9 protein-coding genes are annotated in these 14,899 nt (G+C 59.1%); 5 read left to right on the forward strand and 4 right to left on the reverse strand.

Annotation, left to right across the window (positions count from 1 at the left end):
• Nucleotides 1-118 precede the first annotated feature (118 nt).
• Entirely contained in the window at nt 119-1,234 is a 1,116-nt protein-coding gene (locus CDA63_RS07110) for an NAD(P)/FAD-dependent oxidoreductase (protein ID WP_088463758.1), read from the reverse strand.
• 179 nt (nt 1,235-1,413) lie between these two features.
• Here CDA63_RS07110 and CDA63_RS07115 point away from each other — a divergent pair, with 179 nt between their 5' ends.
• Entirely contained in the window at nt 1,414-1,782 is a 369-nt protein-coding gene (locus CDA63_RS07115) for a T9SS type A sorting domain-containing protein (RefSeq protein ID WP_126546765.1), read from the forward strand.
• A 400-nt stretch (nt 1,783-2,182) separates the two neighbouring features.
• Here the strand turns inward: CDA63_RS07115 and CDA63_RS07120 are convergent, their stop codons facing one another.
• A complete protein-coding gene (locus CDA63_RS07120) occupies nt 2,183-5,785 on the reverse strand; it encodes a PAS domain S-box protein (protein WP_088463760.1) in 3,603 nt (1,200 codons plus the stop codon).
• A gap of 78 nt (nt 5,786-5,863) precedes the next feature.
• On the reverse strand, nt 5,864-7,231 hold the full coding sequence (locus CDA63_RS07125) for a sigma-54-dependent transcriptional regulator (RefSeq protein WP_088463761.1): 1,368 nt from the start codon (nt 7,229-7,231) through the stop codon (nt 5,864-5,866).
• Nucleotides 7,232-7,812: 581 nt separating this feature from the next.
• Between CDA63_RS07125 and CDA63_RS07130 the strand changes: the two genes are divergently transcribed.
• The 3 genes from CDA63_RS07130 (at nt 7,813) to CDA63_RS07140 (ending at nt 13,330) form a co-directional block, all read left to right on the forward strand.
• Nucleotides 7,813-9,810: a T9SS type A sorting domain-containing protein gene (locus CDA63_RS07130; protein WP_206780452.1), complete on the forward strand. Its 1,998-nt coding sequence runs from the start codon at nt 7,813-7,815 to the stop codon at nt 9,808-9,810.
• A 493-nt stretch (nt 9,811-10,303) separates the two neighbouring features.
• The gene (locus CDA63_RS07135) at nt 10,304-11,191 is read left to right on the forward strand and encodes a DNA/RNA non-specific endonuclease (RefSeq protein WP_088463763.1); all 888 of its coding nucleotides are present in this window, start codon (nt 10,304-10,306) and stop codon (nt 11,189-11,191) included.
• 390 nt (nt 11,192-11,581) lie between these two features.
• A complete protein-coding gene (locus CDA63_RS07140) occupies nt 11,582-13,330 on the forward strand; it encodes a lysophospholipid acyltransferase family protein (RefSeq protein ID WP_165768222.1) in 1,749 nt (582 codons plus the stop codon).
• A 27-nt stretch (nt 13,331-13,357) separates the two neighbouring features.
• On the opposite strand, the gene CDA63_RS07145 is transcribed toward CDA63_RS07140, so the two are convergent.
• Nucleotides 13,358-13,924: a DUF4468 domain-containing protein gene (locus CDA63_RS07145; protein ID WP_088463765.1), complete on the reverse strand. Its 567-nt coding sequence runs from the start codon at nt 13,922-13,924 to the stop codon at nt 13,358-13,360.
• Between the two features lie 733 nt (nt 13,925-14,657).
• Here CDA63_RS07145 and CDA63_RS20790 point away from each other — a divergent pair.
• Complete coding sequence (locus CDA63_RS20790; protein WP_165768223.1) at nt 14,658-14,816, forward strand: hypothetical protein; 159 nt, start codon at nt 14,658-14,660, stop codon at nt 14,814-14,816.
• The last annotated feature ends 83 nt before the right edge of the window (nt 14,817-14,899 follow it).

The raw sequence follows: 14,899 nt of genomic DNA on the forward strand, positions 1-14,899 counted from the left end.
GTACAGGTTTCGGGGCGATATTGCCCAGCGGCTGGCAACGGAGGGGAAGCGGCAGTAGCTGAACAGGTTAGCAGGCTGCCGGTCAGGAGTAAGCAGGAACAAAAATCAACCCTAAAAATCAAAAAGCTTCGCCGTGGGTCCGGCGCATCAGCGCCCGCACGGCCCCGGGCCAGTGGCTTAGGCCACCCACAGTCAGCTCGCTGAGCAAAGGCTGACCAAATAGCCGCTGTACTGCCCGGCCTACCCGCAGCCGCCGCCCGAATTGCCCCTGCCAGTCGGCCGAATAGGTGGCTTCCAGTTGGGGGCGGCTGAGGTGCCCGCGTAGAAACGCATCGGTGCGGGCGGCGGCTAGGCTGGCCCCATGAATGGCCATGGCCATGCCATTGCCGCAGAGCGGCGTGATGAGGCCGGCCGCGTCGCCGGCCAGCAGCACGTGCCGCTCGACGCAGGTTTTGGGGGCGAAGGAAATTTCGTTGATAACCTCGGGTTGCGGGTATAGCACCTCGGCCGTGCTGAGAATATGATGCAGGTGCGGGTTGCGGGCCAGCACGGCGGCTTCCATGGCCGGAATAGTGCCGTGGGCCTTGAGATTGCGCCGGGTAGTAAGGTAGCAGAAGCAGTACTTGTCGTCTTCGATGGCCGAAATGCCTGCGTAGCCGTCGGCGAAGTTGTGAAGTGCAATCAGGTCGCGGGGCATGGCGGGGTAGCGCAGGTGGTACTTCACACCCAGGTAGGGCGAGCGTTGGCTGAAAAATGGCCGTTCCAACTGCCGGTCGAGGGCGCTACGCTTGCCGTAGGTGCCCACCACTACCCGGGCCGGCAGGCGGCGACCATCGGAGAGCACCACCTGATGGGCATCGGTGGCCGCCTCGAATTCCACATCCGTGACGGTAGCGTGCAGTACCTGCCCGCCGGCCTGCTGCAGAAGCTGGTACAGAAACTCATCGAGCTGGTAGCGGCTGATGCCGAAACCACCCAGGTCGAGGGGCACTTCGAGCACCCGGCCCGCCGGGGAGCTGACCTGCAAGCGGCTGATGTGAGCGGGCGCCAGGGCTTCTACCTCGGCCCCAAGCCGGCGCAGGTAGGGCAGCACCTCGTTCGACACATACTCGCCGCAAACCCGGTGGAAGGGATACTGCCGGCGCTCGACCAGCGTAACGGCGTGGCCGCGCAGCCGCAGGTCGAGCGCCGCACAAAGTCCCCCCAAACCGCCGCCAATGATGATAACGTCCAACTTATTTCGCAGGGTAAACGGTTGCAGATGAGCGGCAAAACGAGTCTTTCATCGAAGATGTGTTATATTTCATGGGTTTAATAAAATGGGGTGGTATTTTTGTCAACCCAACAGCCTGTACGGCCGTTTAGTATTAGCTGGCCCGGCAACAAATACCAGCCTGCTCCCAATTGTACGATATGATGCCACACCTACGCGCTTTTTTTCTGACTTTATTGCTGACTACCGGGCTTTCCAGTGGCTTGCATAGCGCTCAGGCGCAACCCACGGTGGTGCCCCGGCCAACGGCGGCCGATGAAAAGGCCCTGACCGTGTATCCCAACCCCAGCACGGGTATCGTCCATATTGCCATCAACGGCTTCGAGGGCCGCAAGCTGGAACTACGGGTACTCAACGTTATCGGCACGGTCATGTACCGCGAAACGCTGACCGAACTCAACGACCGTTACACCCGCACGCTCGACCTGAGCAGGTTCACTAACGGCCTGTACTACGTAAAGCTCGAATCCGACACGTCGAGTGAGATGCGTAAGCTCGTCATCCGTTAAGCTGCCTCCTGGCGCGGCTTCGGCCAATGGCGCTCGAAACCAACCTTACGAAAAGGGCCCCTGCCATGGCAGGGGCCCTTTTTGCGTAGGAGTAAATCCTGCAGCTTAGTCGTTCACCCGCACGGGTACGGGCTCGGGGCGGAACATGGCTTTTACGTTGTTAATTGTATCGAAAGCCAGGAAGGCCGTAGCCAGGGCAATGCCCAGAAAAATCAGGAGTGTCATAAGAAAGAGAAGATGAAGAAAAAATATGGCGTCCGTTCGGGCCGCCGGTTATATGGCGAAGCTGAATAAGACAACCGAGTATGCTAGACTAACTACAAAGACCCCGCCTAAGTTGCAGTATAATTATGTGCTTTCCATTACTGCCTGGCCGCCGCTGTAGCCTGTCGTGGCCGGGCTAAGCGGGATAAGCCTCACGGAGCTGCCTGATTACCTCATCGATAGTAGTGCGTACCAATTCCACGTCGGTGGTCAGTTGGGGCCAGTCGGGTGCCGTATCGGGTGTGCGGGAGGCGTCTTCCATGTCCCGCAGCACGGTGCGCAGGCTTTGCACCTGCAGGCCGTCGGTCGAGCTTCTCAGGTGGTGGGCGGCGGCTCCGAGCAACTCCAACTGCCGGGCCGCGAGGTGCTGCTCCATCTCGGCTATCACGGGCGGGGTTGTGCGAATAAACAAGGCCACCAGCCGTTGCACGAACGTATCGTCGTTGTCCGACATGCGCCGCAACTGCTCCAGGTCGTAGAGTGGCGCGGCGGGAGCTGGTGGGGCCAGGTTGGGCCCAACGGGCGCTAGTGTACTGGCAGATGCCACCTGGGGCAAAGCCAACGGTTCCGGGCAGTTTGCTGGCCGGCGGTCGAGGTCGAGCAGACCGGCCATCACCTCGAACAGGGCGGCTTCACGGAACGGCTTCGACAGGTAATCATCGAGGCCGGCAGTGCGGTAGCGCTCGGCGTCGCCGGGCATGGCGTGGGCCGTGAGGGCTACTACGGGCGTGGCGGCCCGGGCCGGGTTGGGGTGCTGGCGCAGCAGGCGGGTGGTGGCCACGCCATCCATGCCCGGCATCTGAATGTCCATCAATACCAACGAGTAGTGGTGCTCCCGAAACAGGGCCAGGGCTTCGGCTCCCGAGGAAGCCGTGTCAACCTTCAGGCCCCAGCCCTGCAACATAGTGCGGACCAGCAATTGGTTGACGGCATTATCCTCGGTGAGCAGGATGTGGTGGCCACTCAGGCGCTGGTAGTCGGGGGGCGGTACGGGCAGGGTAAGGTCGGGAGTAGGGGCGGCGGGCAGCTCCAGCACGAAGCGGAACGTGCTGCCGTGGCCCGGGCGGCTTTCGGCCGTCAGCTCGCCGCCCAGCAGTTCTACCAACCCCCGCGAAATGCTCAGCCCCAGCCCCGAACCTCCGTACTCGCGGGCCGTGCTGGCCGAGGCCTGCGTAAAGGGCTCGAACAGGTGCTGCAACTGGTCGGGGGAGATGCCGATACCGGTGTCGAGCACCGAAAACTGGTAGCGGCCAGTACCGGACGCTTCGCCGGCCAGATTGGCCACGCGCTGGTAAGTGAGCAGCACCTGACCCTTATTGGTAAACTTGATGGCGTTGCTGAGCAGGTTGAGCAGGATTTGCCGCAGCCGGAAGGGGTCGCCCAGTACCCAGATGGGTTGGGAAGAGGCGTTGGCTGGTAGCTGCAGGCGCAGTCCGATGCCTTTGCCGGTGGCCTGGGGCAGCAGGGCCTGGCAGCTGGCCCGCAACACTTCCGCCAAATCGAAGGGAACGTGTTCGAGGCGCACCCGGCCCGCGCCGAGCTGGGCCATATCGAGGATGTCGTTGATGATGACCAGCAGGTTCTGGGACGAGTACTCGACGTGGTGCAGCAGCTCCTGCTGCTCCGGGTTGAGGGGCGTTTTGGCCAGTAGCTCCGTCAGGCCCATGATACCGTTCATGGGCGTCCGGATTTCGTGGCTCATATTGGTGAGGAAGTTCTGGCGGGCTTGGGCGTTCTGCTCGGCAGCTTCCTTGGCCTGCTCCAAGGCCTGCTGGGTTTGCTTCAGCTCGGTTATGTCATGATCGACGCCCAGCACCTGCACCGTGCCATCGGCCCGCACGAAGGGGCGCTTAACGGTGCGGAACCAGCGCTGCTGCTGGTTGGCATCGGTCGAGCTCTTCTCCATGTCAATTTCCTGCCGGGAGCGTAGCACCTCCTCATCCTGAACCCGGTGGTGGGTGAGGTCAGGGAACTGGGCGAGTAGCTCGGCGGGCGAAACCTGCAGCAGCGCTTCGTTGCTCAGGTTAAAGAACTGGGCCGTCGCTTCGTTAACCAGCACGTAGCGCCCCAGGTGGTCTTTAAGGTAAATCAGGTTAGGAACCGTGTCAATCACCTGCCGGAACAGGCGGTTCTGCTCAGCCAGCCGGCGGTTAGCCGAGCGGCGCTGCTCATCGGCTACCTTCCAACGCGTAATGTCCTCGGCACTGCCCAAAATCTGGGTTACCTGCCCTTGGGCGTCGCGGGCGAACGGCGTGTTGCTTACCCGCAGCCACCGCACCGAGCCGTTGCGGTGGTGGAACATGGCTTCGAGGTGTAGAATCTCATCATCGGGCTGGCGGGCCACTTCCAAGAAATGCTGGTGCAGCTTAGCGGCCTCAGCCGGCGGTAGCAGCTTCGTTAGCATTTGGTGCCCCCACTCCTGCAGCTCCTCGGCAGTATAGCCCAAAATGCCTTCCACGAAGCGGTTGCAATATACATTGGCCTCCTGCACCACATCGTAGATGTAGACCAAGTTCGGAATGGTGTTGGTGATGCGCTCTACGAACAGCTGGCTCTGGCGCAGCAGTTGCTCCGTTTCGCGGCGCTCCGTGATGTCGGTTACCGCGCCCACAATTTGCCAGGGCCGCCCATTGGGGTGGCGGGTAAAGCAGGTGCTTTGCATGCTGAGCCAGCGCCAGCTGCCATCCTGGTGGCGAAGCCGGTACTCCGAGCGAAGGACTTCCCCATCGGGCAGCGTACGCAGCATTCGCTGTTTATCGTTGCTGTGCCCTAGGTCGTCAGGGTGAAGTAGGCGCTGCGTTAGGGCCGGCCCCATGGCCACTATCTCGTCGGGAGTGTAACCAAGCACGGGCTCCACCTGGCGGTTGCAGTACTCTATGCCATGCGTATCGGCATTATAAATGAACACGATGGTGGGCACCGTATCGTTGATGCGCGCCGTGAAGAGCTGGCTGCGGATCAGTTCGGCCTCGGCCCGCCGCCGCTCACTGATGGCCGTCAGGTACACATTGGCTTCCTGCTCATCAGGAAGTGGGGCAATAGTGCAGAGGTAAAATTCGTTCCCTACTTCCAGTTCCAGTGTGTGCGGCGCAGTACCAGCCAGCACCTGCGTAATAGCCTGGCAAAGTAAGTTGCAGGTGGCTGCTCCGTTGGGGTGGGCCAACGCTGCCAGAATGGGGGCCGCCGCCGGGTTGGCGTAGAGCGGGTGGCAGTCGGGGCGAAAGCGGATGATAGGCTGGGGGCTCTGCTCAGCCAGGCGCGAGAGTTCCTGTACCCGGTGCTGGGCCGACTGTTGCTCCGTCACGTCCTCGTAGCTCCAGATATGAAGCATGGTGGTGCCATCGTGCACCACGGGCAGGTAATCCTGCTGGATAATCTGGCCGCCGCGTAGCTTTACCAGCAGCCCGTTGCTGCGGGCCTGGGTGGTTACCAGTTGCTTGTTCTGTTCCCGTAATCCATCGTAGTCGAGCACGCCGGGCCGGGTTTCGCGCAACAGTTTCACCAGGGGCTGGCCAATGTAGTACGCCGGTGGGTGCGCTAGGCCCAGCAGGTCGCATAGGCGGGGGTTAAGCAGCGTCACGATGTGGCGCTGATCCTCGGCCAGAATGGCCGTCGTCATGGTCTGGAGCAGGGCCGCGGCTTGGTCGGTGGCTGCCTGCGAACGGGCTCTTAGCTCGGCCAACTGCCGGCGGGCTTGGCGCAACTGCCGGTTTTGGTGCCGAAAACTAATTGAATCCATAAAAGTAAACTGAGCGAAGCCGGGCAGCGGGCCCAGCGGCCCGGTTAGTGGGTTTACTGCCCGGTTCCGGACCAGCGCTTACCGAATCTGCACCTCCTGATTCTGAATCATACGATAAATAGTAGACTTGCCGATTTGCAGTTTGGCCGCTACCTGCAAAATATTTCCTTCGTATCGGTCGAGGTAGCCCTGCACGATGCGGGCCATCTGTACCCGCAGCGACTCACCATCTGCTGAGCCAGCCATGGCCGCATCGGGCCGCAGGTCGCGGGTGGGCAAGTCCTGGGGCTCAATCTGGCCGTTTTCGGCCAACACCGACGCTAGTTCCACCAGCGCTTTGAGTTCGCGCACATTACCCGGAAAACCATAGTGCAACAGCTTGCGGCGGGCATCCTCCGAGAGGGTGCAGGTGGCCATATTATTCTGCTGGCAGAAGTCGTGCAGGAAGGCCTCGGCCAGCAGCAGTACGTCCTGGCCCCGTTCGCGGAGCGGTGGCAGTACAATGGGCAGGCCCAGCAAGCGGTAGTACAGGTCTTCCCGGAACCGCCCTTCGCGCACTTCCAGCAGCAAGTCACGGTGAGTAGCTACCATCAGGCGGGCATCGAACGCAATGGGGGCCGTGCCACCCACCCGGCTTACTTCGCGCTCCTGCAATACCCGCAGCAGCTTGGCCTGCAGGCTCAGGTCGAGCTCGGCTACTTCGTCGAGAAATAGCGTGCCTTGGTGGGCCTGCTCGAACCGGCCGATGCGCCGGGCCACGGCCCCGGTAAAGGCGCCTTTCTCGTGGCCGAACAGCTCACTTTCGAGCAGCTCGCGCGGAATGGCCGCCACGTTCACGGCCACGAACGCGCCATTGCGCCGCTCCGAACCGTAGTGAATGGCCTTAGCCACCAGTTCCTTGCCGGTGCCGGTTTCGCCGCTGATAGACACGGTGATGTTGGTACGAGCCGCCTTGTCGATGAGGGCGGAGAGTTGATGGATCTGCGGGCTCTCGCCCAGAATGGCCCGCTGGGCGTCGTATTTGCGGCCGATTTGCTCGCGCAGCTGGATGTTTTCGCGCCGTAGCGCCAGCTGCTTGCCAATGTTGCCCACCGTGTTCCAGAGCCGGTTAGACGTTTCCTCGTCCTTCACCAGGTAGTCGTAGGCCCCGTGGCGCAGCATGCCAATGGCCGTCCGGATATCTTCCTGCCCGGAAATGGCAATAACGGCTACCTCGGGCAGGCGGGCTTTGATTTGCTGAAGGATTTGGTCGCCCTGTCCATCGGGCAGCGAGTAGTCGAGGGTAATGATATCGGGCTTGTCGCCCAAATTGTCGAGGCAGGCTTGCGCCGTCGTGAACCGCCGGATAATATAGTCGGGGTTTTGGGCCAGCTTATACTCCAGTAACTCGCCGTACCAGACGTTGTCTTCAACGATAAAAATCGAGATGGATGAGGGGGAGTTCATGCAGAGGACAGGGAAAAGAGAAGAACAACCGAATTTGTCTCTGGTCCCGAATCGGGAAAGAGACTTATCAGGAATGTTCTATTCTCGTAAAGGTTGTTTTCGGGATGGGAGGGACGGGCAGAACGGGCGATTGTGCGAGTATAAGCGGGATTTTCGGGGATACCAAAAATTCCCGTTTTAAGACGAATAATCTCGGAATGAATCAATATGTAATTTCTTATATCAGTGTAAATAATTGATAATCAACAGATAATAGCTTAATGATCAGCTTGGCGGAGTAGTTGGTATTGGTAAGGTAGCACACTAATCCATGTGAGCATCAACCTATTGCCCCTGCACCTATGCTACGTCTCTACTCCAACTCTGCCACCCGCTTGCTCAGGGTGCTCGTCTGTTTACTGCTGAGCTGCAGCGCCCAATTGGCCAACGCCGCCAGTGCTCCCATTTACTCCGCTGGCGGGGCCAGCGGGGCACAGACAATTCGTACCTGCACTGGCATATTAAATCCTGTTTGCTTTGGTAGTGTAGATAATGAGGAGCTTGCCGCAGATGGCAACTTCAATTCGGCGGCCACTATCGATGTGCCGCTATCCCTCGTAGGTAACTCCATTCGCCTACGGGTGAACTTGGCCAGCCAAGCCCCCGCCAACTATCGGGCCGGCGTAGTGGTTCGGCGCCAAGGCGGAGTGCTCAACCTGCTCAACATCAACCTGGCCGGGGTCTTGGTCATCCGGACGTTGAAGAAAAGCGGTAGTACTTCCGTTGTGCAGGAGTCGATACCAGTGAGTGCGGAACTGGCCGGGCTGGTGCTCGGTGGTTCGGGTTCCGATCCGGTACGGCTGGAGTTCGTGGCCACCAAGCCATTCGACCAGATTGAAATCGAAGCCGGCGCTTTGCTGGCTCTGGGTTACAAACTGGACGTCTTCTATGCTTACGCTATCGACGCCAACGTTATAAATACGGCGCAGGGTTATTTGTCGCGCTTCGATGCCCCCTCAACCAGCAACTACAGCACCGAAAGCAAAGACAACGGCATTACGCTATGCGTGAACAGTAACGTCAGCAACCCTTTGAACGCGGTGGATAACAGCCTCACCAACTACGCCACTATGGGTTCTTTGGTCGATCTGAGCTGCCCTACTACGTTGCAAACGCAACTAGAAGGCACCGCACCGGCTGGGTATGATGCGGGTTTTGTGATTGGTAACGGCGGGTTGTTGGATGTCAGCATCCTGAAGGGCTTGCGCCTTACCACATACCTGAACGGAGTGGCCCAGGAAAGTAGTGGTGCCGGTGATTTGCTGAGCCTAAAGGTGCTGCCCGGTGGTCAGTACGCCATCAACTTCCCTACCACCAAGCGCTACGACCGGGTGGAAATTCGGAGGACCAGCTTGCTGGGTGTCCTTGATAATCTGCGCGTTTATTACGGTTTTGGTCTGGAGCCCCGGGTATTCCGTGACGTGGATCCGTTGCTCTCCCAGTTTGCGAATCCGGCTGGCAAATTCGAGGTGACCACATCAAGCGCGGTAGTGTGCGTGAACTGCTCCATAACCGACCCCCAACTAGCGGCTGATAATGACTTGAAAAACAATTACGCTACGGTACAGACCACGTTATCCGTGGGCGGTACTGTAGGGTTGAAAATGCGCCTCGATGGTGCCGGACAGGCTGGTAACACGGCGGGTGTCATTCTGGGAAGTGGGACTGAGTTGCTTGATTTGAATGTGCTGTCCAATATCCGGGTAAGAACCTACACCGGTACGCCTACCAGCAACGGCAACACCGATGGTTCGGTATTGGTAGAAAGTGCCACTGGCAGTGCGTTGCTCAGACTGGAGCTTTTAGCTGATGGTCGGCAGGAAATATCGTTCCTGACCACTCGTGACTTCGATTGGGTAGAGGTAGAATTTGCCAATGGCGTATCGCTGCTGAACGATACCCGCATCTACTACGGCTTTGCCGAAGACCGGCCTACCGGCTTTCCCACGAACATTGTGGCCCCTCCGGCTCCGTTGCCCGTGCAGCTGACGGCCTTCAACGCCCGCGCCAATGAGCTGGCCGTGGATGTAACCTGGAAAACGGCGGCTGAAGTCAACAGTGACTACTTCGAGGTAGAGCGCTCGGTAACCGCCAACCAAGGCTTTGTTACGGTAGGGCGAGTGCAGGCCGCCGGCAATACGTCGAGTGGTCGCGAGTACGCGCTGCGTGACAACGACGCCCGGCAACTACCCGCCGGTGTGCTCTACTACCGGTTGCGCCAAGTCGACGTCGACGGCACCCAGGTGTATTCGGCTGTGGCCGTCGTAACGCGCAAAGCCGCTGCCGTTGCGCTGGTGCTTTATCCGAATCCTGCCGGCTCCTCCGATCTGGTGCAGGTAACGCTGGGTACGCTGCCCTCCGCCGATTACGAGGTGGCTATTTACAGCCTGCAGGGTAGCCTAGTGAGCCAGCAATCGGTAAGCGCCCGCAAAACGACCATTGCCGTGCAAGGGCTTCGGGCCGGGATTTACCAAGTGATACTGCGCAATGCCCAGGGCCAGCAGGTAGCTACCCAGCGCCTAGCCCTCAGTGGCCGCTAAACGCGCTGTTGCCATAGCTACTACCCACTTTATTTAGCAGTACCTATTTCTCGTCCGACGATTGTTAGCTTATTCAGGAAGCCCCACTGTTGCAGGTCAGTGGGGCTTCTGGCGTTTTAACGGCACGGATAGGAAGGGTAAGTTAGTGGCCTTATAAACAGCTTTAGTATCGGTAGTAGAATAAATCAATTTTGCCCGTGAGTTATCAGGTAAAAATATAATTTATGGATGAACTGCTGGATTGAGAACATTGTGTTCAATAGGTTAATTAATTGTTGATACGGCAATCATAAAAGTTTATATAGCAAATATCAGGCATTATAAATACTAATTCCGCAAAATGAGGAGGCGCGAATTGGGGGAGCAGTAAAAGTTGAAAACCCCGATAAATAATAATATTAAGGTAACTTAAAGCCGGGGCGGATGTCGCACTTTTGTGGCCACATTCAACTCTTCGTTCCTCCCATTCTCACCCTTACCACACCTGTTGCTCATGGCGCGTATTCTCTCCCGCTTGCTTGGCTTGGCACTGCTCACCAGCCTGGCTACTTCCTGCTCCAAAGATGCCGTAGTTCCTACGGCCGCACCCAACGCCGCCGTGCAAAGTGCCGATGCTACTGCTTCGCGCGACAACAACCTGGCCTTGGGCAACCCCAGCGGCGCCAAAGCCGACTCGTATTTCTATTGGAACTACCTTATCACCAAGCCCCAGTATACTATGTCGTACCACCGCGACCGGGGTACGCCCAACTGGGTGAGCTGGCATTTGAGCACCTCTTGGTTGGGTAGTACTCCGCGCCAAGACAACTTCGCCCCCGACAACTCGCTGCCCAGCGGCTGGTACCGCGTGAGCAGCACCAGCTACTCGGGCTCGGGCTTCGACCGCGGCCACCAGTGCCCCAGCGCCGACCGCACTGGCTCGGTAGCGGACAACTCGGCCACGTTCCTGATGGACAACATGATTCCGCAGGCTCCTAATAACAACCAGCGTACCTGGGCGGGCCTCGAAAACTACTGCCGTACGCTCGTGAATGCCGGCAACGAGCTCTACATCATCTGCGGGAGCTACGGCAAAGGTGGCACCGGCTCGGCCGGCTATCAAACTACCCTCGACCAGGGGCGTGTAACCGTGCCAGCCCGCTGCTGGAAGGTGGTCGTTGTGCTGCCCGTTGGCTCAGGCGATGCCAGCCGCGTCACGAGTAGTACCCGCGTTATTGCCCTCGATACACCCAACGACAACTCGCTTAACACGTCGTGGGGCACCTACCGTACCACCGTCAATGCCATTGAAGCCGCTACCGGCTACGATTTGCTCTCGGCCGTTTCTACTACCGTGCAGAGTGTAGTGGAAGCCCGGGTAGATAATGGCCCTACCAGCTAGTTGCTGGCCGCTGCCGGTCAGCCTGCGGATCGGGCCGGTTGGCAGTGGTTTGCCAACGGAGGAAGCCAACCGCTGCTGGTAGTTAATCTGCCGACTGCATGATAGGTGGCCGGTACCTGGCCGGGGACAACTGGTGCTTGATCATTGTTTTTAGGCAGTTCGTCTAAATGCGCTATTTCTCCCGGCCAAACAGCTTATATTTAGGATGAGTGAAGTCAGAAGGTATGTGATGGAGGACAACAAGAAGCCGCGCTGCAACGCGGCTTCTTGTATGGAAAAGGGAATGGTAACCGTTTCGTAATGCGGGCTTAATAGCCGGCTAACCTGCGGAGCAGAAATTTGTAAGTAGCGTGCCGGGCCAACGAAATGGCCGGCGCTGCCTGCAAGCATATGGACGTATCATCGGATTCGCGGGATTGGCCGGCGGGAAGCTGGGGCCGGGCGTCACTGGGCCCACGGCAGCCCGTTGGGCAGCCGTGGGCCCAGCTGCGGGAGCTGCGCGACCTGGGTACTGGCTACCACCACCTGAACGGTCGCGAGTTCATCGGCCAACTGCTGCGCGACCTGCGCATTACGGTCACTTTCGATGCGGCTGAACTGCGCCAGGTGCCGGAGCGGGGCGCTTTCGTAGCCTTGGCCAATCAGCAAGGTGGGCTGCTCGAAGCGTTGGTACTGCTCCACGTACTGGGTGAAGTCCGCCCCGAGCTTGTGGCTGTGGCCAACGAGGTGCTGGCCCCGCTGTTGCCCTGCTTGCCCCGGCAGCAGGCCCTGGCCCGTAGCTGCCAACCGGCGGCCAGGCCCAGTGCACCCACCGTGGCCCGGCTGCTCAGCTACCTGCATAACGACTTGCCGCTGGGCCTGTTCGCGACTGGCCCCGCGGCCCCCCGCACCCGCTTGTTCCGGGTTGCCTCCAACCCAGCCCGGGACGCTACCGCTAGCCAACTCCTGACGCATGCCCGGGTGCCGGTGCTGCCAGTATGCCTGAGTGTAAGTGGCCGTCCGGTTCGTAGCTTACAGCGGCTGCTGCTACCGCTGCTACGCTTTGCCCACCTGCCGGCCGAGGTGCTCCGCCGCCAAGGCCAGACGGTGCACCTGCGCATTGGGGCGCGGGTAAGCGCGGCGGCATTGGTGCAGCTTCCAGCCGCTAAGCGCCTGCCCCACCTGCTAGCGCGGGCCGCGGCGCTGGCGACAGGTGCCGCCCAAAGCGAGGAGGCTCCTGCCTGGCCACCCGCTGCCCCGGTACCCGCTGTCCCGGCTGCCCTACTAGAAGCTGACTTGGCGGCGCTACGGCCCAACCGGCGCCTGCTCCGCCACGGCCGCTGGGAAGTGTATCTGGCCAAACAAACGGAGTTGCCACACGTGCTGCCCGAAATCGGGCGGTTGCGGGAGCTAGGGGCCCGGGCGGCGGATGCTGGCACTGGCCAAGCCCTCGACCTCGACGGCTACGACACTTACTACCGCCACCTGTTGCTCTACGACCGGGAAGCCCGCCAACTGGTGGGAGCCTGCCGGGTTGGGCGGGGGCGGAACATCATGCGCGAAATGGGCAAGCGCGGTTTCTACCTGCACTCCCTGTACGGTCTGAAGAAGGAGATGCGGCCGCTGCTGCGCGAGTCGCTGGAGGTAGGCCGTGCTTTTATCCGGGCCGAATACCAAGCGCAGCCCCTGCCGCCGGCGCTGCTCTGGAAGGGCGTGGCCGAGTACCTGGCCCTGCACCCCGAATACCGTTACCTGATCGGGACGGTAAACCTTAGCAACCAGTTTCCGGACCTTTCCAAAACCGCATTGGCGACACGGCTGGCCGCTCATATTTCGTCCAGTGAAGCCCTGGCCCCATTCGTTCTGCCTCGTAAGACCGTTCGCTACCGTCCGCTGGCATCTGCCGCCACCGCTACCCCCGGATGTTCGGCCGAAAAGTTGCCCGAACTGCCCGATTCAGCGGCCCTAATGGCCAGTTGGCAGTTGCCCGGTGTGCCGGAGCTGCTACGGCCATACCTTAAACAGCAAGTCCATTTACTGGGCTTTCACCTCGATCCGCGCGGCAATACGCTGGAGGGTTTGCTGCTGCTCGATGCCCGCGAATTACCCGCCCGGACTCACCAGTTACTCCGCCGCTACGGGGCGGCTCGCAATTCCTGACCACTAACTGGCGCGGTGCGGGCTCGGCTAGTTTTCGCCCGCCAGCCCCACCGATTCTTCCTGCGGTTGGCTGTTCATATACGAGCGGAACGACATGGCCGCCTCGCTGGCCAACGAGTTGGCCTGAGCCGTAACGCGACGGTCGTTGTGAGTTTTGTCGTTGTTGCGGTCGGCCTGCAGCTCGGTACGGTACTCGTCGATGCCCACTGTCTGAGAAGGGATTCTGGGGTCGGGTATTACCTGAAACGAGTCGACGCGATAAGTGTAGCCGTTGTCGGTGGCTTGGAAGCTAAAGGTAAACAGGACCGTCAGGGGCTGATCGTGGCCCTTGGCATCCACGGTTTTCACGATTCCCGTGCCGTTCAGGCGAATAGTGGCGGCGGCGGGCTGCGCGTTCAGGGCCGCTTTGGGCTGGTAGGTAAACTTGTTCTGAGCCCAATCGAGAGCCCGGGAATAGAGCCGGCTCTGGCCAGCACCTTCCAACGCGACTTGCTCGGTGTAGCCAACGGGAGCTGGCGGCTCCGTCTGGGCGCGGGCCTCGCACAGTAGTCCTGGTAAGGCTCCTAATAACAGACTTAGTAGTACTTTTTTCATGTGATTAGGCAGATAAGGAAGGGCGAATAGAAGCACTGGCGAGGGCAAAGGTAAGCGCGTTTGCTGGTGTTGGATAAAAAGTTGTGTGTTATGAATATGTTAAGATAACGAATGGCCTGGTAGCAGGCGAAATGGCTTTGCTCATTGAATCGGAAAATCAGGAAGAAACCAGAATTTTTTACCCTATGTGTTCATGGAATCTTTTCTATATGTAAAGAAATATTTTCATAAAAATTGAATTATTGCAACATAACGCTAGTGCTGAACAGGGCTAAAAGTCCTTCTGCCGTGCTACGCTTACCAAAGATACATTACAGGGAGCCTACCCTATTAATTAAATGCCCTAAATAAATATCCTTGACTGACAGTGCGATACGAGGATTAGTGAGAGGGTTAGAATGGATTGGTGAAAAACAGGGCGTAACAATTTGGTAACATAACGGTAACACAGTCGCTGTTGCAAGTGGCAATGGAATTGGTACTTTTGCATCGTGCTTCAGCTAAATCAACATTCCCTGATGAAGCGCGGGACCGAGCGAAACGCCGTCCTGCGAGATGACCGAGAGGTCGTTTCCCCCGTTTATTCTTTCGTTTTTCTGGTATTTCCGTTTTGCACCGCTCCGGTTTCCGAAGCGGTTTTTTTATGCCCGGCCGGGTCGGCCCGAGCCGGTCGGAAAACTGTTCACCCCCGCATTTTCTAATTTTTTCAACCCATACTGGTACCCCCCCCCCCATGAACGACGACAATACCCTCGCCCAGCAGATGGTAGCCGCCGCTCCTGCCGCCTCCCGCAACGTGAACCTGAACACCGACTCCAAGCGGATGGCCGTAATCAACGTATGGGATGCCATGTTCCTTCCCTCCCTCATCAACTGCGACAACGTCATCTAGTCTTCTCTTTCCAGCAAATGCCCGGTTCCTGACTGGGTGTTTTGCTTCAAATCAGTTGTCAGTGTCCAGTTGCCAAGTTGTTC

The organism is Hymenobacter amundsenii (assembly GCF_002204745.1).
In the GTDB taxonomy this organism is placed as follows: domain Bacteria; phylum Bacteroidota; class Bacteroidia; order Cytophagales; family Hymenobacteraceae; genus Hymenobacter; species Hymenobacter amundsenii.